The sequence below is a fragment of the Microbacterium sorbitolivorans genome (genome assembly GCF_003327285.1).
In the GTDB taxonomy this organism is placed as follows: Bacteria; Actinomycetota; Actinomycetes; order Actinomycetales; family Microbacteriaceae; genus Microbacterium; species Microbacterium sorbitolivorans.
This window is the reverse complement of record NZ_KZ848475.1, coordinates 352,488-374,719: the sequence shown is the minus strand read 5'-3', so window position 1 is coordinate 374,719 and position 22,232 is coordinate 352,488. Positions and strand designations below refer to the sequence as shown.

Genomic DNA, 22,232 nt, shown 5'->3' with positions numbered 1-22,232 from the left:
AATAAAGGGATGACTTCCCCGCTTCGTTCCGACGTTCGGCGTGCGCAGGCCTTGCGCCGCGCGGAACGGCGACGCCGCCGAGCGACCGTCACGATCGCGTCGGCGGTGTCGGCGTGCGTGATGATCGTCGCGGGCGCGGCGCTCACGACGGGGGCCGGATCCGCGGGCGCGGCCCCGCAGCCGTCGGCGGCGGCGGCGCCGACCGCGCAACCGACGACGGATCCGTCGGCGGAGCCGACAGCGACAGCGGATCCGGTAGACGAAGATTTCTGCAACGACGCCGTGCGCGCCGCGATCGACTCGGGCGATGCCGAGGCGGTCGTGGTCGCGGCGGGCGGCGGCGAGGCGTTCCGCGAGGGCGTCGTCTCGGGCGCAGCGGACGGCTGCATCGCGCTGAACCACCCCGCGTGGTCGTGGGTCGTGGTGAACAAGCAGCGCCCGATCGAGCCGATCGACTTCGCGCCCGCCACGGTGTCGCCGGCGCTGTACAGCCCCATCGGGGCGACCCTGACGCAGGCCGCCGCAGACGCCCTCGACGAGCTCGCGACCGCCGTCGACGCGGCGGGCCAGGGCCAGATCGGCCTGTTCAGCGGCTACCGCGACTACACCTCGCAGGGCTCGGCGCACGACTCGCTCGTCGACCAGATGGGCGAGGAGGCGGCCGAGCAGACCTCGGCGCGCCCCGGCTATAGCGAGCACCAGCTGGGCCTCGCGGCCGACCTCGTCTCGTGCGAGGGGCAGTCGTGCGGCACGATCTACGACTTCGGCGCGACGCCGCAGGGCCAGTGGGTCGACGAGAACGCCTGGAAGTACGGTTTCATCGTGCGATACGGCGAGCACGGATCCGAGACGACCGGCTACGAGTCGGAGCCCTGGCACCTGCGCTACGTGGGCGTCGAGCTCGCCAAGGCGTACGTCGACGGCGGCTACGAGACCTACGAAGACTTCTGGGGTCTCCCGGCGGCCACCGAGTACGCCAGCTAGTCCTTCTGCAACAGCCCGAGGGCGGCGGCGCGGTAGAGCGCCTCGGCCTCGTTGTGGGCGTCGAGCTTCTTGTAGATCGCGCGTAGGTGGGCCTTGACGGTTCCGGGCGAGAGGAAGAGGCGCCTCGCGACCTCCTGGCGGCTCCCGGTTTCGGCGAGCGCGCGGATCACGATGAGCTGACGCGCCGTGAGGATCGTGGCGTTCGACGCGACGCTCTCGTTCGAGAGCGGGTGCGTGACCGCGAACGCGGCGCGGAGCTCGGCTGGCGAGCCGAGCGATTCGAGGATCCGGATCCGCTCGTCGTCGGAGAGCAGGGCGAACGCGATCCGTAGCTTGTGGGTGCGGGCGAGCACCAGCAGGTGACTCGCGGAGTCGCGTGTGCTGTCGGCATCGTTCTCGGCGATGCCGAGGCGCGCGAGCATCGTGAACACGACGTGCTCCTGCAGCGGCGTGCGCGCGCCGGCGGCGGCCTTGCTGAGCTTGGCCGACGCCGCCTCGATGTCGCCCTGGTCGATGTCGCGCCCGGCGCTGAATGCGAGCGACGCGGGGTCATCCTTCATGCGGGATCCGGTGTTGCTGAGTAGGCGCGGATTCTCGCCGAGCAACACGAGCACGGCGCGGATGTAGCTCGCGCGGCGGGTCGTCGTGCGGCTTGTTGACGGGCCGAGGTTCGCGCCGACCGCCTCGTCGAAGCGCACGCGCGCCGCGCCCGCGTTTCCGCCGGCGATGTCGAGCAGAACCTCGCCGAAGAGCAGGATGTCCCACAGCATCTCGTGCGGCCGAGCGCGGAACGTCGCGACCGCGCGCTGGAGCGCCGAGAAGTCGCCGACCATTCCGGCCCGGATCACGGCGGCGGCGTCGACGAAGGCGTGGTAGCTGCGCGAGCGATCCACCACCGGGGCGGGTGGTGCGTCGAGGGCGCGCGCAAGCGCCTTCGCCGAGGGGATCGCGCCGCTCAGCGCCTCGAGAAACCCGAGGGCCGCGAGGGCGAACTGCCGCGATGCGTCGAGTCCGTTGGCGAGGGCGTAGTGCTCGAGGGCGCGCAGAAGCAATAGGGCGCCCGCGAACTCGTCACCCATGACGAGGGTGACGGCGGCCTGATACGCGAAGTTCGCGAAGATGTGAGCGAGGTCGGGATCAACGGCATGCTCGGCGGCCATTGACTGGGCACGCTCGCCGAAGGCCTGCGCCGTGCTCACCGCGGCGGTCATGTTCCCCGCCCGGCGTAGCGCGAACGACTCGATGCCGAGCATGACGAGCCGCTCGGTCGCGCTGGATCCGCGACGCACGTTGTGCGCCGCATCGGCCGTGTGGCGGTAGAGCTCGATCGCCGACTGGTCGGGGCGCGGGAGGTAATCGGCTGACGCGGCGGCGAGCAGGCTCAACAGCGGGTTCGCGCGGACCTGGGCGAGCGGGATCGCGGCGACGGCCTCGAGCACATCCGGCGTGAGCTCGATGGGGAACGGGCGCACCCGCAGACCGACGCGCGTGATGAGTGCCGCGTCGTCGGAGAGGAGCGCGTACTCGAACGCGAGTTCCCAGTGCTCGTGCGATGCCGCGAGCGCCGCGAGCTGCTGTGCCGCGACCTTCAGAGCGTCGGGCCATGAGCTCCGCAGCTCGGCGATCGCCTCGGCGCGCACCTCCGTGCGGAACACGAATCGCGTTGCGCAGCCGGCCGTCTGAACGGATCCGAGACCCCAGCGCGCGAAGGTCTCGAGCAGCGCGGATCCGTCGCGGCCCGTGAGCAGCGACGCCGTCTCGGCGTCGATCTCGTGCGGGATCGCGGCGACGCACGCGTCGCGCAGCCGCGCCGGATCCTGCACGAGGGTGCGCAGGCCGGGCGCGGGGGAGCGGTAGCGGATCCGGTTGTCGGCGACCTCGCCGAGGAACGCGACGGGCGGGAGATACGACTCGTCGACGACGATGTGCTTCGGCAGATCGATCGACTCGAGATCGGACGGGGTGGTCTCGACGATGATGGCGCGCATGCGCTCGTTGCCATGTAGGAAGGCGGCGAGGTCGCCGAGGATCTCGAGGTAGATGCCGTCGTCGAGCACGCCGTGTAGGTCGTCGATCACGAGAACGGGCGCCTCGGATACAAGCCCGAGCACCTCGCCCGTGATGTCGCGGATGTTGGCATCGGGTGCGCCCGCGCGCTCTATCGCGGCGAACAGCTCCTGATCGTTGATCCAGCCGCGCGCGTGAAGCTGCGTGATGACGCGCATCCAGAAATTATGCGCGTTCCGCGGCGGCGTGATGTGAGGCCAGAGCACGGCCGCGCCGGGCAGGTTCGACGTCCATCGACGCACGAGATCGGTCTTGCCGATCCCGGCGGATCCACGAACTACAACGAGATGCGGTACCCCCACATGGGTAGCGTAAACATAGTTCTCTCGGCCGCCCCGCATACACACTCCGTCCAAGCCTCCACGCGCACGGGCTACGCGCGGAGGCACGAAAAAGTTTCCCCACAGATCACTGTACGGAGGTTCGGGGTGATGCGCGTCGCCGCGGGCCGAAAAACCTCCTATTCTTCGCCCTTGTGCCTCACGCTGCGAGAGGGAGATGGGGGTAAATCTGGGGTAACTTCGCGCCAGGCCGATGGGTGTCAGACGAATCCCGAGATTCGTGCGGCACAGTGGAGCGTGCACCTCCGGACGCCGTGTTTTCGCGGATCCGATGCTGGTGCCACCTCGCGTGGGATCCCGACCCCTCAGCGGGATCCACGCACCGCGAGGCCGCCACTGTTGCGGTTCTCGCACACGGGCAGAACCTCGGTTCGCCCCGCGGGAGCTAGGAAGTGGAGCTCTTAGCCCCCGCACCCCTCTCGCTTCCTGCGGCGGTAACGGTTGCGTAACCCCGAGGGGTAACTCGGGGGTAAAAGGGGGCGTATTTCAGCGTTCGCGCAATGCCGTGCGGAAGGCTGGAACTAAGCGTTGCGCACGTTGTGCGCGCGCCGACACCAGGGCGGATTGGGGGATTCGCTCGCCTGCAGCCGACGAGGCATGGCCTCGTTGAGCGCGGCCGACTTTGGTGTGCGCCAAAGTCGACATCATTCTTTGAGGGGACTCAGTGCACAAACACGTTTCCGAGGGCTCCGTGCTGCCTCAGCGCGGGATCCGCAGATCATTTAAGACGGCCTTCGCGGCCGTGCTCGCGTTCGCCGTGGCCATTCTGGGCCTCGTCGTTCCTGCCGCCGCGGTTGCGGCGCCCGTGACGTCGAACGGCGTCACGCTGACGGTGACGTACGGCGGGGAGACGTACGACGGCACCACCGTCGTCAAGCCCGGTACGTCGTACACCGCCTCGATCGCGTATGACCTCACGAAGGTCACGCCGGGGCAGAAGGTTCGCATCGGGGTTCCCGACGGGATCGACCTCGTCGACTTCTCGCTCAAGGACAACGAGGCGATCGCCAGCGTGGTCCGCGAGGGCGACGAGCTCGTCGTCACGTTCGGCGAGACGTTCGCGAACAACCAGGGCTTCTACGACTTCACCTTCGACTTCGACGAGCCCACGACGGGCTCGAGCTACGAGGAGATCGAGTGGCGTCTCGACGACCAGACGAGCGTCGACGAGGTCATCGTGAAGGACCCGGACGACCAGTTCGCGTGGAACATCGACAACAGCCTGCGCAAGAACGTCGACAACCAGAACCTGAGTTCGTACGTGTCGTTCGATTCCAAGACCGGCAAGGTGGCGCTGAAGGACGGAATCACCGACGCGACCGTCGCGTACACCCTCACGCTCAACTCGGCCGACGCGCGCTCCGGCGCCGTGGTCTCTGACACCATCTCTGAGTACCTCGCCTATAACCAGGGCAGCTTCACGGCGAAGCTCACGACGTGGGACGAGAACGGCCTCAACAAGTCGGTTGACGACATCGACCTCGCGGGCCTGAGCTTCGACGGCCAGAGCTTCGAGATCTCGGGCCTCGACCTGCCGGAGCAGTCGGTTCTGACGATCAGCTACACCGCCAGCGTCTCGGCCGACAAGGTCGACGCGCTCCGGGACGCGCTGCAGGTGCAGGCCGATAAGGTCATCGACGCCAACACCGGCAACGGCGGGTGGTTCGGCGTTGACCTGAAGAACTCGGCCACGATCAACGGCGCCGGCGAGACCACCGGAAGCTTCGGTGTGGGCGCAAACGTGCCGGGCGACTCGCGCCCCAACACGGGTGCCGCGTTTGCGAAGAGCGTCGATGTCCAGGGCGACCAGACGATCGCTCTGGATGAGGACGGCAAGACGCTCACCGAGCCGATCGACGTCACCTACACGCTGCAGGCCGACCTGACGCAGTTCGCGGAGTACGCGGACACGCGCTACGCGCTCTCGCACAACGTCGTCATCAACGACTTCCCGGAGCAGCCCGCGATCGTTCTCGGCGGCACAATCACCGCGACGGTGAACGGCGAGGCCCGCGCTCTCACCGAGGCCACCGGCGTCAGCGTCGCAGACTTCTTCGGCGACGACTACGTCGGCACGTACCAGTGGTTCGACCGCGAGGATGGCTCGCGCGGTTTCCGCGTGAACGTCGGCCAGGACACCACCGAGAAGTGGATCCTCACCGTCCCCGGCCAGATCGTCAGCATCGAGGGCGCCAACGAACAGGGCGTCTGGGACGCGAAAATCGCGAAGAAGTACCAGGCCGCGAACACGGCCGACTTCTACTACAACGGCGCGGGCGGCGGCTTCGACCACCGCTACGGCCAGAACTTCCTCGTCATCCCGAAGGATGCCGGCGAAGAGGTCAAGGACGACAACGCCTTCAACAAGACCGTCGGCGAGCTACCGAAGATGACGAAGGGCGAGGCGTACCCGGTCACCTTCACCTTCACGCTGACGGAGAACGCGATCGTCGATTTCGGCCAGTCGAAGATCCTCGACCACGTGAACCACGACGTGTTCAACGTCACCGACGACACGCTCGCGGCGATCAAGGACTCGATCACGGGCTCCTACGGTTGGGAGAACGGCCTCTCCGGCGACGACTTCGATCTCTCGATCGCCGACGACGGCGACCTCGTCTTCGAGGCGAGCGACTCGTTCGGCTCGCAGCTCACCTGGGCAAAGCCGGAAGGTGCGCTCAACAAGCACCTCTCGATTTCCTTCACCCTGATGACGCACGTCGTCCAGGGCAAGCAGACCATCGACGTGTCGAACAGCGCGTCGGTCGTCGGCGGCACGAAGAACGGTTTCGAGTGGGTCAACGACGCCACCGGATCCGCGACCTCATACGGCAACGAGCTCGAGGTGCAGAAGCACGTCTACGCCGGTGACGGCGAGTGGTCGCAGAACCTGCGCGTCGAGCTCGGCGCCGACGGTCTGCCGGTGCAGAGCGAGTTCGTGTTCCGCATCTCGGTGCTGCCGCACGGCAGCTACGCCAACCGCGCGATCCTCGACATCGTCGACAACCTGCCGGAGGGCACGACCTTCCTCGGCTTCGTGAACGACGAGAACCTCGACAACGACACGCTCAACACGTCGCAGACGGTCGACCTCGATGGCAACCTGCAGGCGACCGTGACCGACGGCAAGGTCACGATCTCGCAGCGCGAGGGGACGACGCTTAACGGCAAGAGCCCGTGGGTGAACTTCAAGTTGCGCATCGACTCGTACACCGACGCCGACGAGTTCGTCGCGAACGTCGGCACGACGAACAAGATCGGTAGCGCCCAGGCGACGGTGACGGGCTCTGACGGCTACCCGCTGCAGATTCTGAAGACCGACTCCGACAACCCGAACACGGTCATCACCGACCGCACCGCGCGGTTCACGGTGACCGGCCCCGACGGATCCGTGATCACCGACGAGGCGTTCGTCGTCGACGGCCAGATCATGATCGAAGACCCGAAGACCGGTCGCGACAGCGCGATCGTGGTTCCGGAGACCGCCGACCACCAGGTTCCCGCCGGTACCTACACGATCACCGAGGTCAAGGCGCCGAAGGGCTACGAACAGCCGGAGGAAGGCGTCACCTTCACGGCGACGATCCGCGCCGACGGCTCGTCGGGCCCCGTCACGATCGCCAATGACCCGGCCACCGAGCCGACGCCGGAGCCGACGCCGACTGAGACGCCGGATCCGACTCCGACGCCGACTGAGGATCCGACCCCGACGCCGGACCCGACGCCGGACCCGACTCCGACTCCGACGCCGACGGAGGACCCGACTCCTACGCCGGAGCCCACTCCGACCGAGACGCCGGAGCCGACGCCTTCGCCGACGGAGGACCCGACCCCGACGCCTTCGCCGACGGAGGACCCGACCCCGACGCCGACGCCGACGGAGGACCCGACTCCCACGCCGGACCCGACTCCGACGGAGACGCCGGAGCCGACGCCGACGGAGGACCCGACTCCTACGCCGGAGCCGACCGACGAGCCGACTCCGACGCCTGAGCCCACCGACGAGCCGACCCCGACGAAGACTCCCACGCCGGAGCCCACGGAAGAGCCGACCCCGACGCCTGAGCCCACCACGGATCCGACGCCGGTTGTCCCGACGCCGACCGAGGAACCGACCCCGGAGCCGACGGATCTTCCGTCGCCGACCCCGACGGCGGATCCGGAACCGCGGCCGACGGAGTACCCGTCGCCGGCGCCGACCGAGGATCCGGAGCCGAAGCCCACCGAGGAGCCGAGCCCGGCCCCCTCGGACGAGCCGACGCCGGAGCCAGCTCCGACGCCGACGGCGAACCCGGCCCCGGCTCCCACGCCGGCCCCGTCGCAGACGCCGAAGGGCGAGCTGAACCCGACGGGTGGCGACATGGCGCTGCCGCTTGGTGCGCTGGGCGCGACGCTGCTGGTCGGTGGTGTGGCGGTCTACGCGATCCGTCGACGCACCCAGCAGTAAACAGGCGTTCACCTACCTTGTTCGTCTCCCCCAAGCGGGCACAAGTAGGTGACGCGGGGCCCGCGTAAGCGTGGGCTCCGGGAGGAGGTCAAGATCCATCCGGGTCTTGGCCTCCTCCATTTGCGTTCGGGCGCCAGTTATCCACAGCCCGCTCGATTGTCAGCCCCCGCTCCTAGGCTGGAGTCATGAGCGATCCGAGCTACGCGCCCGAGCCCGACGACGGCTGGTTCCCGCCCGAAGAGCCGCCGCAAGACTTCTACGGCGACTACGACGGCGGCGCGATCGAGTGGGCCGACCCGTTCGTCGCTCCCGCGGGCGAGCCGGCGAGCTTCGCGGATCCGGTGCGCGCCGCGCGCTCGTCGCGGTACGCGAGCGGGCTGGAGGCGCTCCGCACGGTCTATGGTTACGACGCGTTCCGCGGCGACCAGGCCGAGATCGTCGAGCAGGTGATTTCGGGCGGCGACGCCATCGTGCTGATGCCGACCGGTGGCGGTAAGAGCGTGTGTTACCAGGTGCCGGCGCTGGTGCGCGAGGGCACGGGCCTCGTGGTGTCTCCGCTCATCGCGCTGATGCACGACCAGGTCGAGGCGCTGCGCGCGAACGGCGTTGCGGCCGCGTACCTCAATTCGACGCAGGATCCCGCGGAGCGCGCCGAGGTCGAGCGCGCGTATGTCGCGGGCGAACTAGACCTTATATATGTAGCGCCCGAGCGCCTGTCGAATCCGTCGACCCGCGCGCTGCTTCAGCGCGGCACGCTGAGCGTCATCGCGATCGACGAGGCGCACTGTGTGAGCCAGTGGGGTCACGACTTCCGCCCCGACTACCTGGCGCTGGGCGATCTGGGCGAGGCGTTCCCCGGGGTTCCGCGCGTGGCGCTCACGGCGACGGCGACGCGTGAGACCCACCAGGAGATCACCGAGCGACTGCACCTGTCGCAGGCGAAGCACTTCGTGTCGAGCTTCGACCGGCCGAACATTCAGTACCGCATCGAGGCGAAGACCGAGGTGCGCAAGCAGCTGTTGCAGTTCATCCGGTCGATGCCGGCGGGGTCCGCGGGCATCGTCTACGCCCTCAGCCGAAAGTCGGTCGAGCAGACGGCGACGTTCCTCGCGGGGCAGGGCATCGACGCGATCCCGTATCACGCGGGTCTCCCCGCCGAGGTTCGCGCGGCGCACCAGTCACGCTTCCTGCGCGACGACGGCGTTGTGGTCGTCGCGACGATCGCCTTCGGCATGGGCATCGACAAGCCCGATGTGCGCTTCGTCGCGCACGTCGACCTGCCGAAGTCGGTCGAGGGGTACTACCAGGAGACGGGTCGCGCGGGTCGCGATGGCGAGCCGAGCGTCGCGTGGATGGCGTATGGGCTCGGCGACGTCGTGCAGCAGCGGCGCATGATTCAGCAGGGCGGGGGAGACCGCACCCTGCAGATGCGGCAGAACCAGCACCTCGACGCGATGCTCGCGCTGTGCGAGACAGTGGCGTGCCGCCGGCAGAACCTGCTCGAGTACTTCGGCCAGTCGTCCGAGCCGTGTGGAAACTGTGACACGTGCCTCGAGCCGCCGAAGACGTGGGACGGCCTTGTCGCCGCGCAGAAGCTCATGTCAACGATCGTGCGGCTCGACCGCGAGCGCGGGCAGTCGTTCGGTGCCGGGCACCTTATCGACATCCTGCGCGGCAAGTCGAACGACCGCATTCAGCGCTTCCGCCACGATCAGCTCAGTACTTATGGCATCGGCGACGACCTGACGGAGCAAGACTGGCGCAGCGTGATCCGCCAGCTTCTCGCGATGGGGCTGCTGACGCCGAAGGGCGAGTACAACACCCTCGCGATCACGCCGGCGTCGGCCGGAGTACTGCGGGGCGAGACGCCCGTGCTGCTACGCCACGACGTGATCGGGCGCAAGTCGCGCCCGGCGGTCGCGCGCAAGTCGAGCGCCGCCGACACCCTCGACGAGAGCGACCGGGGCCTGTTCGAGAGCCTGCGCGAGTGGCGCGCGGGCCAGGCGCGCGAGCAGGGCGTGCCGGCATACATCGTGTTCGGCGACGCCACGCTGCGTGCGCTCGCCGAGCACCGTCCGTCGACGCTCGAGCAGATGAGCGGCATCAGCGGTGTCGGCCAGAAGAAGCTCGATGCCTACGGCGAGAAGGTTCTCGAGGTCATCGGGGCCGCATAGACAGAGTGGGGGTAGGCGTGCACAGCGGGGTGCACGCGTAGCCCTCGCGTGCCGATCGTGCGTGAAACATGGCGTAACCCGCGGTTTTCTGCGGGCCGCGCCGCGTAAGGGAATCCTAAATTTCCTCAGAACGGGCTGGACAACGGCCAAAAGTCACGGCAGGATATTCCTTGACTGAGTGAATCCTGCGTGCAGCTCCACGCTCGCTGGCCTCCTCGGTCCCTGGGGCGTCCGCCTCGGGGTCTACTTGCGTACGTATCTGAGGGGATATAAATGCGTGCTGAAAAGCAGCAGCCACGGGTGAAGCCCTGGCTCACAGCAAAGCGGGTCGGGGGTGTTGTCACCACTTGCGCGATCGCTACGGCATTCGTCGGCGTGGGTACGATGGCAGCAAACGCCGCTCCGGACGATGTCGCCGAAGCTGAGGGGCGATTCCTGACCTTCGACGGCGACCTGGCCGCCGTGGTCAATGGGCTCGCCGAGGTTGCGCCGGCCTACTCGGCAACTCCGGGTGCGCCCGGTGCAAACTCGCGCTCGCTTGACCTGGAGCTTCTGAGCGCGCTTGACATCTCGCTCGGCGACGGCATCCAGTTGTTTGGTGAGAACCCTGTCCTCGGGCTTGGCGCCGTCGGACAGTACGCCAACACGACGGACGCTTCGGCCTACGCGTCGAGTGGCCTCCTTGGCGAAGAGGGCGCCATTGCCCCGGCTACCGGCACGGACCCGGCCGAGAATGCCTACCTTGACCTCGCACCGATCCTCGGTGCGGCAGGCCTCGACGCGCTTCTTGACCAGGCGCGCCTTGAGCTTGGTGCGATCTCGGCGTCTGCCACGGTCGATGCGGACAACGCCCCGTCGGGTGACTACCAGATCGCCGGCGGAACGCTGATCCTGCAAAGCCCCGCGATCGGTGACCTTTCGGCCGCGTTGCTCGCCTCGCTGGATCAGATCTCCGGCCCGATCAACGACCTTGCTGGTGCCGGTGGAGTCATCGACACCACGATCGACCCGCTTCTCGACGGCGTGACGACCGCACTCAATACGGTTCTCCTCGGCGTCGGAAGTGTTGACGACCTCGGCGTTACCGCGACCGTGGACGTCGACCTGGCCGCGGCCCTCGACTCCGTACTCGCGCAGCCGCTCACGTCCGAGGACAGCGTTCTCACGATCGACCTGAGCGCCGGTACGGTGAGCGTCGACATTGCGAAGCTTGTTGCCGACACCCAGGGTGGGGACTACGACGGCACGCTCAACGGGCTGGATGCGAACACCGAGCTGCTCGACCCGGACCTCGTCCAGGCCGCGCTTGACGGAGCAATCGGTTCGACTCTCGACCAGATTCCGGCGCTGCTTGTGACTGCAGTCACCGACGCGCTGAACTCCACGGCCGTGAACATTGCGATCACGGGCGAGATCAACGGCCTGTTTGGTGCAGTTTCGATCGGTCAGCTTGACGTTCGACTCGCCGGCACGCTCGGCGACTTCATTGGCGCCGCGGGCTCGTCGACACCGACGGTGGATACCTCGGGCACCACGCTTGTTGGGCTCCCGGTCGGTACCCTGTTGGAGCCCGTGCTCCAGGCCGTGACCAATACGATCCTTCCCGCGCTCGTTACGCCGCTCTCTAACGCGATTACGGATGCGGGCGCGCTGGACACGATCTTCCGCCCGATCGTCCAGGCGGCTAACGACGTGCTTGACCCGCTCTTTGGGCTCGTTACCAACAACCTGCTCTCGCTTACCGCGAACGTGCAGGAGTACGGCGGTGACTTCACCAGCGAGCAGGCAACGAACACGGAGGACACGTTCACCGAACGTGCCCTCGAGCTCACGCTCCTGCCGAACGCGCCGATCCTCCAGCTCGCTCTCGGATCCGCGACAGTTCGCGGTGACTTCGACGCGGTCGTTTACGACACGAGCATCACGGTTGACCCCAGCTCGGTCGAGGCTGGCGAGACCACTACGATCACGGGTGACGGCTTCGCCCCCGGCGAGACCGTGACGATCGAGATCGATGGTGAGACCGTGGCCACAGATGTTGTGGTTGGCGACGACGGCACGTTCTCGTACGACTACACGGTTCCTGCTGGAACCGCCGCTAACTCGTACAGCGTCATTGCGACAGGTGACGAGTCGAACGTCCCCGCTGAGGGATCGCTGACCGTCACAGAGACTGCTGGCACCGATTCGGACACGGACAGCAGCGCGACTGCTGACGTGAACGCGAACGCTTCGGCTTCGGCTGCTGCTTCGGCGAACGCCGATGACAACAGCAACGGTTCGGCTGAGGTTGCCGCACAGGCAGCTGCCTTTGCTGACGCAACGTCGGAGGCTTCGGCTGCCGCGGACGCCGACGCGACTGCTGCTGCTGAGTCGGCTGCGACCGCTGACGCGTCGACGTCGGCTTCGGCTGACGCGACGACCGAGACGAACGCGGCGGCTCAGGCTTCGGCGACGGCTGCTGCTCAGGCCGACAACACGTCGGACACCAACGCGAGCGCTTCGACGGCTGCTGACGCGACGGCGACCGCTGATGCGAACGCGAGTTCTGCAGCTGCTGCTCAGGCGGCATCGACCGCTGACTCGTCGTCGGAGGCTTCGGCCACCGCAGCCGCTGACGTGAACGCTGATGCTGACGCTGACGTGAACGCCGCGGTTGACGCTGACGTGGACACGAACGCGAACGCTTCGGCCTCGGCTTCCGCTTCGGCGAACGCTGATGACGACAGCAACGCTGCCGCTCAGGTTGCCGCGCAGGCTGCTGCTCAGGCGGACGCGTCCACGACGGCTACGGCCGCCGCGAACGCTGACGCTTCGGCTGCTGCCGAGTCGGCCGCGAACACCGACGCGTCGACGACGGCTTCGGCTGACGCGACGACCGAGACGAACGCTGCCGCTCAGACCGCTGCTCAGGCCGCGGCCCAGACCGACGCCACGTCGACCTCGAACGCTGACGCTTCGTCGGCCGCCGAGGCGAACGCCGCGGCTGCTGCTTCGGCGGCATCGAACGCTGACTCGTCGTCGACGGCCTCGTCGACTGCTGCCGCTGACGTGAACGCTGATGCTGACGCTGACGTGAACGCCGCGGTTGACGCTGACGTGGACACGAACGCGAACGCTTCGGCCTCGGCTTCCGCTTCGGCGAACGCTGATGACGACAGCAACGCTGCCGCTCAGGTTGCCGCGCAGGCTGCTGCTCAGGCGGACGCGTCCACGACGGCTACGGCCGCCGCGAACGCTGACGCTTCGGCTGCTGCCGAGTCGGCCGCGAACACCGACGCGTCGACGACGGCTTCGGCTGACGCGACGACCGAGACGAACGCTGCCGCTCAGACCGCTGCTCAGGCCGCGGCCCAGACCGACGCCACGTCGACCTCGAACGCTGACGCTTCGTCGGCCGCCGAGGCAAATGCCGCGGCTGCTGCCTCGTCGGCATCGAACGCTGACTCGTCGTCGACGGCCTCGTCGACCGCTGCCGCTGACGTGAACGGCGATGCAGACGCCGCCGCGACCGACTCTGACTCGGCCACCACGGCCGACACGAACTCGGACGCTGACGCTGCTTCGGAGAGCGAGACCGACTCCGACAGCGCGAGCGACTCGGACGACGACTCGTCGGCTGCGGCTTCGGCCAACGCCACGGCTTCGACCGCCGCTGACACCAACAGCGACGCAGACGCCGCCGCAACCGACTCCGACTCGGCCACCACGGCCGACACGAACTCGGACGCTGACGCTGCTTCGGAGAGCGAGACCGACTCCGACTCGGCTTCGGCTAGCGACTCGGCCACCTCGAGCGACTCGGACAGCGCAAGCGACTCCGACACGGCGAGCGACTCGGACGACAACTCGTCGGCTTCGGCCAACGCCTCGTCGTCGTCGACCGCTGACGCCAGCGCCTCGTCGAACTCGAGTTCGAACGCCAGCGCCTCCGCGAACGCGAACGCCTCGGCCGACGCTGACGCCAAGAGCCTGTCGATCGACATCGAGCAGCCCCGCCTCCAGGTTGGCGAGAAGCAGACCGTTCACGGTCACGGCTTCGACGCCGGCGAGAAGGTTACGGCCGTTCAGCACTCGACCCCGTACTCGATCGGCAGCGGTGTTGCCGACGAGAACGGTGACGTCACCTTCACCTGGAACGTCCCGGCCTCCTCGGAGCTCGGCAACCACTCGGTCGAGCTGACCGGTGCGACGTCCGGTTCGATCTCGGCCACCTTCGAGGTGTACGAGAAGAAGAAGGGCGACCTGTCGCCCACGGGTGGTGACATGGCCCTGCCGCTCGGTGGCGCCGCCGCTCTGCTGATGATCGCCGGTGCCGGCGTGTGGTTCGCCACCAGCCGCCGCCGCAGCAACAGCTAACAACCTGCAGTACCCGGGTGCTTCGATCCACTACCGTGAATCGAAGCACCCGGTGACTCGCACTGAACCGCCTGTGACCCGGTGACAACCTCACCGAGTCACAGGCGGTTCGCGAGTTCGCACTTCGACGAGAGAAGCAGATGGCCGAGACCACACCTCGCCCCCGGCGCCGCCCATATGTGCGCGTCGTCATGATCGCCGCCGCGCTGTTTACCGCGTGGCACATTCTTGCGTCGTTCCTCTGGATCGCGCCGTACTCCGCCTCAGCGCGAGAGATCGTCGGCCAGGAACGCCTCTCCAGCTACATGATCCCCATGCTCGGCCAGTCCTGGAGCGTCTTCGCCCCCGAGCCGATCAATGGTGACTACCGCTTCGAGGTCCGCGCCGTGGTCAACGGCGAAGAGACCGAATGGGTATCGGCTAGCGACGTCGAACTCTCGATGATCCGCTATCACCTCTTCACCCCGCGCGCCGGCATCGTCGGCATGGACGTCTCGAGCCAGTACAAGGGCGCCTGGGGCAAGCTCAACGAAGACCAGCAGGGCGTCGTCGGGCTCAACTATTTCAAGGACGACTGGGAAGAGCGCATGGAGACCGCGCTCAAGGCCTATGGCACCGACAACGTCTCCGCCTACATGGACCAGGAGCGCCGCGCGACGGCATATGCCACGCAGGTCGCCCTGGCCATCTGGGGCGACGACGTCGAGCGCATCCAGTATCAGGCCACCCGCCAGAACGTGATTCCCTACGAGCAGCGCCACGATCCGGACGCGGAGCGCCCCGGCATCCAGTACTCCTTCTCGGGATGGCGCGGCCTCATCGAGGTCGACGGGCAATCGCAAGACGCGTTCACGAAGGTGTTCCGCGCGCAGTACGAACGGATGAACAAGTAATGGCCGGTCTCGTGAAGCGCGCCCCGCGCGCCATCGGCAGCCTCATCAAGCTCCTCCTCAAGACCATCGGCGAGATCATCGCCAACACGTGGTTCTGGACGGAGTCGTGGCTCCTCGACACGAAGAAGTCGCTATACGGCCTCGCCGTCACACGCATCCTCATCGGCCTCACCGGCGTCGGCCTGCTCCTCACGAACTTCTCCACGCGCCTCTACACCTTCGGATCCGGATCCGCGTGGAACGGCGAGCTCGCCGAACCCGTCAGCGACTTCCCGAAGATCTGGCTCTTCAGCTGGTTCCACATGGTCGCGGGCAACGACGCGCTCTTCACGGTCCTCTATCTGGTCCTGCTCGCCCTCGCGGTCGCGATCACCGTCGGCTGGCGCTTCAAGATCGTGCTGCCGTTCTACTTCGTGCTCTGGATCAGCTTCATCGAAATGAACGACGCCGTCGGCGACCAGGGCGACAACATGTACCGCATCGTGTTGCTGCTCATGCTGTTCGCGGATCCGGCATCGCGGTGGTCGTTCGACGCCGCGCGCCGCGCGAAGAAGAACTTCCCGACGATCCTGCCCCGCGAGATCAGCAACCTGCTGCACAACCTCGCGCTCGTCGCCCTCACGGCGCAGGTGATCTTCGTCTACACCTCGGGCGGCCTCTTCAAGGCCGGTGGAACACCGTGGCAGAACGGTAGCGCCGTCTACACGCCGCTCATGACCGAGCGCTTCGGCACATGGCCGATCCTCAGCGATCTCGTCACCGCCTGGAGCCCCGCCGTCGCGGCGATGAGCTGGGGATCCATCATCCTGCAGATCGCCTTCCCGCTCGCGCTGCTCACCCGCCCCACCCGCATCATCGCGCTGTTCGGAATCATGAGCTTCCACATCGGCATCGGCGTGCTCATGGGCCTGCCGTGGTTCTCGCTCGCGATGATCGGCATCGACTTCATCTTCATCCGCGACCGGACGTGGATGAAGGCGGTCGATATCGTCCGCGGCGCATTCCGCGACGATGCCGATAAGGCGCGGGCGCCCGGCGCCGGATCCGCGAAGCCCGAGAAGAGCGAGAAAGCCTCGCTTCCCGCGGGCTACGCAAAGTAACCCTTCGTAAACCCGCCATCGCGTTGTGCGTCTCGTACAACGCGATGGCGGGTTTTGTGCGGATCCCCCTAGGTTCGAAGTGAAGGCACCCTCGCCAAGGATGAGAGGAACACAGTGTTCGACACCGCCCGCGATACCCGCATCGACGTCACCGCACTCAACCGCCAGCTGCTCGGCACCTGGGCCGACATTCGGCTCGAGGCGCGAGAGATGATCAAGGACGAAGCGTTCTGGCAGATCCCCGGCCAGCACTACACCGAGCACCGAGCGCGCGTGCTGGAGCAGCTGAAGACGCTCGCCGCGAAGGATGGCGGCGCTCGCTCGTTCCCGAAGGAATACGGCGGACACGAGACGCAGGGCGGCAACATCGCCGGCTTCGAGGAGCTCGTGCTGGCCGACCCGAGCCTGCAGATCAAGTCGGGCGTGCAGTGGGGCCTGTTCACGTCGGCGATCTACCAGCTGGGCACGAAGAAGCACTGGGACAAGTGGCTTCCCGACGCCATCAGCATGAAGCTCCCCGGCGCCTTTGCGATGACCGAGACGGGCCACGGATCCGACGTGCAGTCGATCGCGACGACGGCCACCTACGACCCCGAGACGGAAGAGTTCGTCATCAACACCCCGTTCCACGGGGCGTACAAGGACTACCTCGGCAACGCGGCCAACGACGGCCGCGCCGCGACGGTGTTCGCGCAGCTCATCACGAACGGCGTCAACTACGGCGTGCACTGCTTCTTCGTGCCGATCCGCGACGAGAACGGCGAACATCTCGACGGCATCATCAGCGAAGACGACGGCCCGAAGGGCGGCCTCAACGGCATCGACAACGGCCGCCTCTGCTTCGACAACGTGCGCGTGCCCCGCGAGAACCTGCTCAACAAGTACGGCGACGTCGCGGCCGACGGCACCTACTCGAGCCCGATCGCGAGCCCTGGCCGCCGCTTCTTCACGATGCTCGGCGCGCTCGTTCAGGGCCGCGTCTCGCTCGACGGCGCCGCCACCTGGGGCGCCGCACTCGCGCTCAAGATCGCGGTGACCTACGGTAACCAGCGCCGCCAGTTCGACGACGGCACGGGTAGCGAGACGGTGCTGCTCGACTACGGCAAGCACCGCCGCCGCCTCATCCCGCGCATCGCGACGGCATATGCCCAGACCTTCAGCCACGACGAGCTGCTGAAGAAGTTCGACCTCGTCTTCAGCGGCGCGGAGGACACAGACGAGACCCGCCAGGATCTCGAGACCCTCGCGGCGGCGCTTAAGCCGCTGTCGACGTGGAACGCGCTCGACACGATCCAGGAGGCCCGCGAGGCCTGCGGTGGCCAGGGTTTCCTCGCCGAGAACCGCCTCGTCGGCCTGCACCACGACCTCGACGTCTACGTGACCTTCGAGGGCGACAACAACATCCTGCTTCAGCTCGTCGGCAAGCGCCTCCTCGGCGACTTCGCGGCGCAGTTCAAGGGCAAGGACTCGAAGCAGCTCGCCGCCTACGCGGCGAAGCAGGGCGCGTCGAAGGTGTTCCACGGCGCCGGCCTGCGCCAGCTCGGGCAGGCGTTCGCCGACCTCGGATCCACGGCCCGCTCGGTCGAGTTCGGCCTGCGCGAGGAAGACCAGCACCAGCTGCTCGCTGACCGCGTGCAGCAGATGGTGACCGACGTCGGAACCCGCCTGAACGCCGCGCGCAAGCTGCCGCCGGTCGAGGCGCAGGAGGTCTTCAACGAGAACCAGGTCGAGCTTCTCGAGGCGGCCCGCGCGCACGGCGAGCTGTTGCAGTGGGAGGCGTTCACCGACGCCCTCGACAAGACCAGCGACGAGGGCACCTGCACGGTGCTGACGTGGCTGCGCGACCTCTTCGGCCTCTCGCTCATCGAGAAGCACCTCGCCTGGTACCTCGTCTCGGGCCGCCTCTCGGCCCAGCGCGGCCAGGCGCTCACGAGCTACATCGACCGACTCTGCAACCGCCTGCGCCCGCACGCGCAGGACCTGGTTGACGCGTTCGGCTTCGCCCCCGAGCACGTGCGCGCCCCGATCGCCTCGGGCGCAGAAGACACCCGCCAGAACGAGGCACGCGCCTACTTCGCCGAGCTTCGGAAGTCGGGCAACGCGCCCATTCCCGAGAAGAAGGCGAAGAAGCAGTAGCGTCAGATCGTGTGCCGGCGGGCGGTGTGGAGCCACCCGCCGGTACACGGCGCACGGGCGCTGGTTTGGTGAACTAGGCCCGTCCGTGTGATGCTCAGAAGAGCGCTATCTGTAGGGTCAAGGGAGATTCGCCATGCACACGATGATCGGTCGACGTTCGCTTGCATACGTCATCGATCTCGGGCTGATCGCGATCATCTCCGCACTCGTCTGGTGGCTCGTCGCCTCCCTCTCCGACGGATCCGCCGGCTGGTTTGCCGGAATCGCGTCCGTCGCCCTCCTGCTCCTCGTCTACTGCATCCTGCAGTCGCGCGGCGGCACTCCCGGCATGCTCGTCGCGAAGGTGCGCCTCGCGAGCGAGGAAACGGGTGACCGCCTCGCGTTCTGGCGCGTCGTCGTGCGCAACATCGTGTGGGCCGCCGGGTGCGCGATCGTCATCGGCGGCTTCTCGGTGTTCTTCGACTCGCTCGGCCGCGGCCGCGGCTGGCACGACAAGTCGGTCGGCGCCGTCGTCGTCTCGCGCACGGCGTTCTCGGGGCCCGCCACCGGATCCATCAAGCCGGTCACCGGTCCGACCGCCACCGCCTCGAAGGCGACGATGGTCGCGGGCAAGGATCAGCCGCGCACGAAGAGCGGGGGAGTGCCGCTCGTCGACACCGCCACGTTGCGCATCGCCAGCCAGACGACCGGCCCCACGAAAGAGCCGCGCGCCATCACCCGCACATCGCTGTCGGCGATGGAGGCTCAGCGCGCCAGCCGGCGCAAGACGATGAACGTGCTCGCCGTCTTCGGCGGCGCCGTCGTGATCGTCGCGGTGGTCATCGCGCTGATCGTGATCAACCTCTAAGAGGCACTCACTCGCTGTGCGCGAGGACCTTGATCATGATGCCGCGGCGGCCGAGCTCGGCGATCGTCTGCGTCTCTTCCGCGGCGTCGCGACCGAAGACGTGCGCGCTCGTCACGACGACGACATCGCCCTTGTCGAGCCGGCCGAAGAGGCGGTTAAGGCGCTCCTCCCACGACTCGACGACATTGGGCGCCGGGTGACGGAAGCCCGCGATCGGCACGCCGAACGCGGTGAGCTGCTCGCGTTGCTCGACGATCGACGGCATGCCCTCTCGGGCGACGACGATGCCGACAAGTCGGGCATCGACGGGGCGGGCGCGCCAGATCTCATCGCGCGTACTGACCTCTTCGAAATGCTCGCTCACCCCACCCATCTTAGTGATGCCTAACCGCCGAGCGGGGCATCGGCGCGGGTACGCGAAGGGGCCCGCGTCCTGCCGAGCAGAACGCGGGCCACTGGGCGGCGCGGGGCGTCAGATGATGCTGAGCTCGCGCAGCTTCGCCTCGACGTCGGCGTTCGACGGCTCGACGTGGTGGCTGCCGTCCGGGTAGACCACGACGGGGATGTTGGTGCGGCCCGAGATGTCCTTCGCGACATCCGCGGCAGCCGGGTCGGCCTCGAGGTCGATGTAGGTGTATTCGACGCCGAGCTCGTCGAGCTGCGCCTTGGTGCGGCGGCAGTCACGGCACCACTCAGCGCTGAACATGGTGATGGTGTTCGCGGTAGGAGTCGTCATAGTTCCAGGATAAGTGCGCGTCAAGGGGTGTGGCTCGTTCATGACAGGATGGGACGGTGGCGGGAGCAACCTATGCGCATGACCTGACGGTCATCGTTCCGACGTACAACGAATCCGGCAACGTCGCAGAGCTCGTCCGCCGCACGGCGCTCGCACTCGAGGGGCTGAACGCCGCGATCCTCTTCGTCGACGACTCGACCGACGACACCGCCGACGTGGTGCGCGAGGTCGCGAAGACCGCGCCGCTCCCCGTCAGCGTGATCCACCGCGACGAGCCGGTCAACGGCCTCGGCGGCGCGGTCGTCGAGGGCTTCCAGGCCGCCGCATCCGCGATCTGCGTCGTCATGGATGGCGACCTGCAGCACCCGCCGGAGAAGATCCGCGAACTCTACGCCCGCGTGAGCGAGCCCGACGTCGACATCGTCGCCGCCAGCCGCTACATGGGCGGCGGCGACGCCTCGGGCCTCGCCGACGTGACCCGCCACCTCGTGTCCCGCGGATCCACCCTCGTCACCCGCGCGATGTTCCCGCTGCGGCTGCGCCACGTCACGGATCCGATGACGGGCTTTTTCGCGATCGACGTCTCCAAGCTCAGCCTCGCGACGCTCAAGCCGCGCGGGTTCAAGATCCTGCTCGAGACGATCGTGCGCACGAACCTGCGCGTCGCCGAGATCCCGTTTGACTTCGCCGACCGCTTCGCCGGCGACTCGAAGGCTTCGCTCATGCAGGGCGTGCGGTTTTTCCAGCAGCTGACCCTGCTGCGCTTCGGCAAGATGAGCGCCTTCGCCGTGATCGGTGCGCTCGGCGCCGTGGCGAACGTCGCGATCGTGTGGTTGCTCACCGAGTTCGGTATGGACTACATCTGGGCGGCGATCATCGCGGCCGAGGTGACGATCGTCGCGAACTTCCTGCTCATCGAGCGCTTCGTGTTCTACGACATGAAGGGCGCCGCGCGAGGAGCCTGGCGCCGATTCGCCTCGTCGTTCGTCTTCAACAACGTCGAGTCGGCCGTGCGCATCCCGGTGATGAGCCTTATGGTCTCGTCGTGGGGAATGCCGAGCCCCATCGCGACGGCCATCACGCTCGCGGTGGCCTTCGTGATCCGCTTCACGTTCCACTCGCTCGTCGTCTACAAGCCGCGGTAGGCGGATCCGCTACCGCAGCTTCTTCGAGAAGCGCCCTGGTGGGATCGTGGTGATCGCGACACCGGCCAGCACGATCGCCATCGACACGTAGGTCGACGCCGTCACCTCGGCGTGCGACGCCTGGAACGTCAGGTCGATCACGAGCGAGCCGACGAGGTTGCCGAACAACGACATCAGGCTCAGCAGCAGCACGCCGAGATAGGCGACGGTCTGCGCCGTGATGCCGATGAACATCATGCCGAGTAGCCCGCCGATCAGCACCCACCACTGCGCCGGAAGTTCCGGGAACGACTCCACCCGCGTCCCGAACGCGAACAGCGCCGCCGACGCGAGCACGAGCAGCACGGATCCGGTGAGGAAGTTCGTAAACGTCGACGCGATCGCGGATCCGGACGCGGCACGCAGGCGACCGTTCGTCGCCTGCTGAACCGCCGTCGCCGCTCCCGCGACGAACGGCAGGATCGGCGCCCACAGCGGCACGCCCTGCCCGAGCACGCCGGCGGCCGAAATGCCGACGCCGACGAGTACGACGATGGATCCGCCAATGCGCCACGGCGTCGGCGGCTTCGGCCCGCCGGGCGGCAGCTGCGTGTTATCGACGCCGAGCGCGCCGAGAAGCTGGCCCGCGACGTACGCCATCGTGAATACCGCGACGCCGATGAGCGGCACCGTGAACGCCTGCGCGATGACCGTGAGGGTGCCCGCGAGGCCGCCCAGCGTCATCCACCACGGAAACTCTCCCGTCCGCACGAGCCGGTACGCCTTCGCGACGCCCGCGCGGGCCTTCGGGAGCGTGAGCGACAGGACCGTCAGAACGACGAGACCCACGAGGAACGACACCGTCGCGGCGAAGATACCGTTGCCGAGAATCGTGCCGAGGGTGCCGTTTACGGATCCCTGGATCGCCATCGCGCAGCCCGCGACGACCGTCGCGAACACGCTCAAAATCGGGGCGATCCCCGCTCGGTTCTTCGTCATCCGTCTATTTTCTCACCGCACGAAC

Annotated in this window: 13 protein-coding genes; 9 read left to right on the top strand and 4 right to left on the bottom strand. The window is 67.5% G+C overall.

The genetic code is table 11. The features are described 5' to 3' along the window. The first annotated feature begins 9 nt into the window (after window positions 1-9). The gene (locus DTO57_RS10665; protein WP_162785747.1) at window positions 10-984 is read left to right on the top strand and encodes a M15 family metallopeptidase; all 975 of its coding nucleotides are present in this window, start codon (window positions 10-12) and stop codon (window positions 982-984) included. On the opposite strand, the gene DTO57_RS10660 is transcribed toward DTO57_RS10665, so the two are convergent. After that, the gene (locus DTO57_RS10660; RefSeq protein WP_162785746.1) at window positions 981-3,353 is read right to left on the bottom strand and encodes a LuxR C-terminal-related transcriptional regulator; all 2,373 of its coding nucleotides are present in this window, start codon (window positions 3,351-3,353) and stop codon (window positions 981-983) included. The genes DTO57_RS10665 and DTO57_RS10660 overlap by 4 nt on opposite strands. A gap of 703 nt (window positions 3,354-4,056) precedes the next feature. Between DTO57_RS10660 and DTO57_RS14570 the strand changes: the two genes are divergently transcribed. From DTO57_RS14570 to DTO57_RS10625, 7 genes are all read left to right on the top strand, one after another. Then, the gene (locus DTO57_RS14570) at window positions 4,057-7,839 is read left to right on the top strand and encodes a SpaA isopeptide-forming pilin-related protein (RefSeq protein ID WP_222843258.1); all 3,783 of its coding nucleotides are present in this window, start codon (window positions 4,057-4,059) and stop codon (window positions 7,837-7,839) included. Between the two features lie 185 nt (window positions 7,840-8,024). Beyond that, on the top strand, window positions 8,025-10,013 hold the full coding sequence (gene recQ / locus DTO57_RS10650) for a DNA helicase RecQ (RefSeq protein ID WP_114118212.1): 1,989 nt from the start codon (window positions 8,025-8,027) through the stop codon (window positions 10,011-10,013). 384 nt (window positions 10,014-10,397) lie between these two features. After that, window positions 10,398-14,372 (top strand): choice-of-anchor G family protein, encoded by a 3,975-nt coding sequence (locus tag DTO57_RS10645; RefSeq protein WP_114118211.1) that lies wholly within the window; start codon window positions 10,398-10,400, stop codon window positions 14,370-14,372. Window positions 14,373-14,512: 140 nt separating this feature from the next. Continuing rightward, complete coding sequence (locus tag DTO57_RS10640) at window positions 14,513-15,265, top strand: DUF5819 family protein (protein ID WP_114118210.1); 753 nt, start codon at window positions 14,513-14,515, stop codon at window positions 15,263-15,265. After that, window positions 15,265-16,365, top strand: coding sequence for an HTTM domain-containing protein (locus tag DTO57_RS10635; protein WP_114118209.1), 1,101 nt, complete (start codon window positions 15,265-15,267; stop codon window positions 16,363-16,365). Before DTO57_RS10640 ends, DTO57_RS10635 begins: the two co-directional genes overlap by 1 nt. Window positions 16,366-16,479: 114 nt before the next feature. Then, complete coding sequence (locus DTO57_RS10630; RefSeq protein WP_114118208.1) at window positions 16,480-18,501, top strand: acyl-CoA dehydrogenase family protein; 2,022 nt, start codon at window positions 16,480-16,482, stop codon at window positions 18,499-18,501. A 133-nt stretch (window positions 18,502-18,634) separates the two neighbouring features. Then, on the top strand, window positions 18,635-19,348 hold the full coding sequence (locus DTO57_RS10625; protein ID WP_114118207.1) for an RDD family protein: 714 nt from the start codon (window positions 18,635-18,637) through the stop codon (window positions 19,346-19,348). 7 nt (window positions 19,349-19,355) lie between these two features. Here DTO57_RS10625 and DTO57_RS10620 read toward each other — a convergent pair whose 3' ends face one another. Together DTO57_RS10620 and DTO57_RS10615 are read right to left on the bottom strand one after the other, a co-directional pair. Beyond that, window positions 19,356-19,721, bottom strand: a complete 366-nt coding sequence (locus tag DTO57_RS10620; RefSeq protein ID WP_373285640.1) for a recombinase family protein — start codon at window positions 19,719-19,721, stop codon at window positions 19,356-19,358. Window positions 19,722-19,820: 99 nt separating this feature from the next. Continuing rightward, window positions 19,821-20,084, bottom strand: coding sequence for a glutaredoxin family protein (locus DTO57_RS10615; protein ID WP_114118205.1), 264 nt, complete (start codon window positions 20,082-20,084; stop codon window positions 19,821-19,823). Window positions 20,085-20,140: 56 nt separating this feature from the next. Between DTO57_RS10615 and DTO57_RS10610 the strand changes: the two genes are divergently transcribed. Next, window positions 20,141-21,229, top strand: a complete 1,089-nt coding sequence (locus tag DTO57_RS10610) for a glycosyltransferase (protein WP_114118204.1) — start codon at window positions 20,141-20,143, stop codon at window positions 21,227-21,229. A 9-nt stretch (window positions 21,230-21,238) separates the two neighbouring features. Here DTO57_RS10610 and DTO57_RS10605 read toward each other — a convergent pair whose 3' ends face one another. Next, a complete protein-coding gene (locus DTO57_RS10605; protein ID WP_114118203.1) occupies window positions 21,239-22,207 on the bottom strand; it encodes a DMT family transporter in 969 nt (322 codons plus the stop codon). Window positions 22,208-22,232: the final 25 nt, after the last annotated feature.

Coding starts and splice junctions, on each gene's coding strand:
- DTO57_RS10665 (WP_162785747.1), top strand. CDS start 10: ATGACTTCCCCGCTTCGTTCCGACGTTCGGCGTGCGCAGGCCTTGCGC.
- recQ (WP_114118212.1), top strand. CDS start 8,025: ATGAGCGATCCGAGCTACGCGCCCGAGCCCGACGACGGCTGGTTCCCG.
- DTO57_RS10645 (WP_114118211.1), top strand. CDS start 10,398: ATGGCAGCAAACGCCGCTCCGGACGATGTCGCCGAAGCTGAGGGGCGA.
- DTO57_RS10640 (WP_114118210.1), top strand. CDS start 14,513: ATGGCCGAGACCACACCTCGCCCCCGGCGCCGCCCATATGTGCGCGTC.
- DTO57_RS10635 (WP_114118209.1), top strand. CDS start 15,265: ATGGCCGGTCTCGTGAAGCGCGCCCCGCGCGCCATCGGCAGCCTCATC.
- DTO57_RS10625 (WP_114118207.1), top strand. CDS start 18,635: ATGCACACGATGATCGGTCGACGTTCGCTTGCATACGTCATCGATCTC.
- DTO57_RS10620 (WP_373285640.1), bottom strand. CDS start 19,721: ATGGGTGGGGTGAGCGAGCATTTCGAAGAGGTCAGTACGCGCGATGAG.
- DTO57_RS10615 (WP_114118205.1), bottom strand. CDS start 20,084: ATGACGACTCCTACCGCGAACACCATCACCATGTTCAGCGCTGAGTGG.
- DTO57_RS10605 (WP_114118203.1), bottom strand. CDS start 22,207: ATGACGAAGAACCGAGCGGGGATCGCCCCGATTTTGAGCGTGTTCGCG.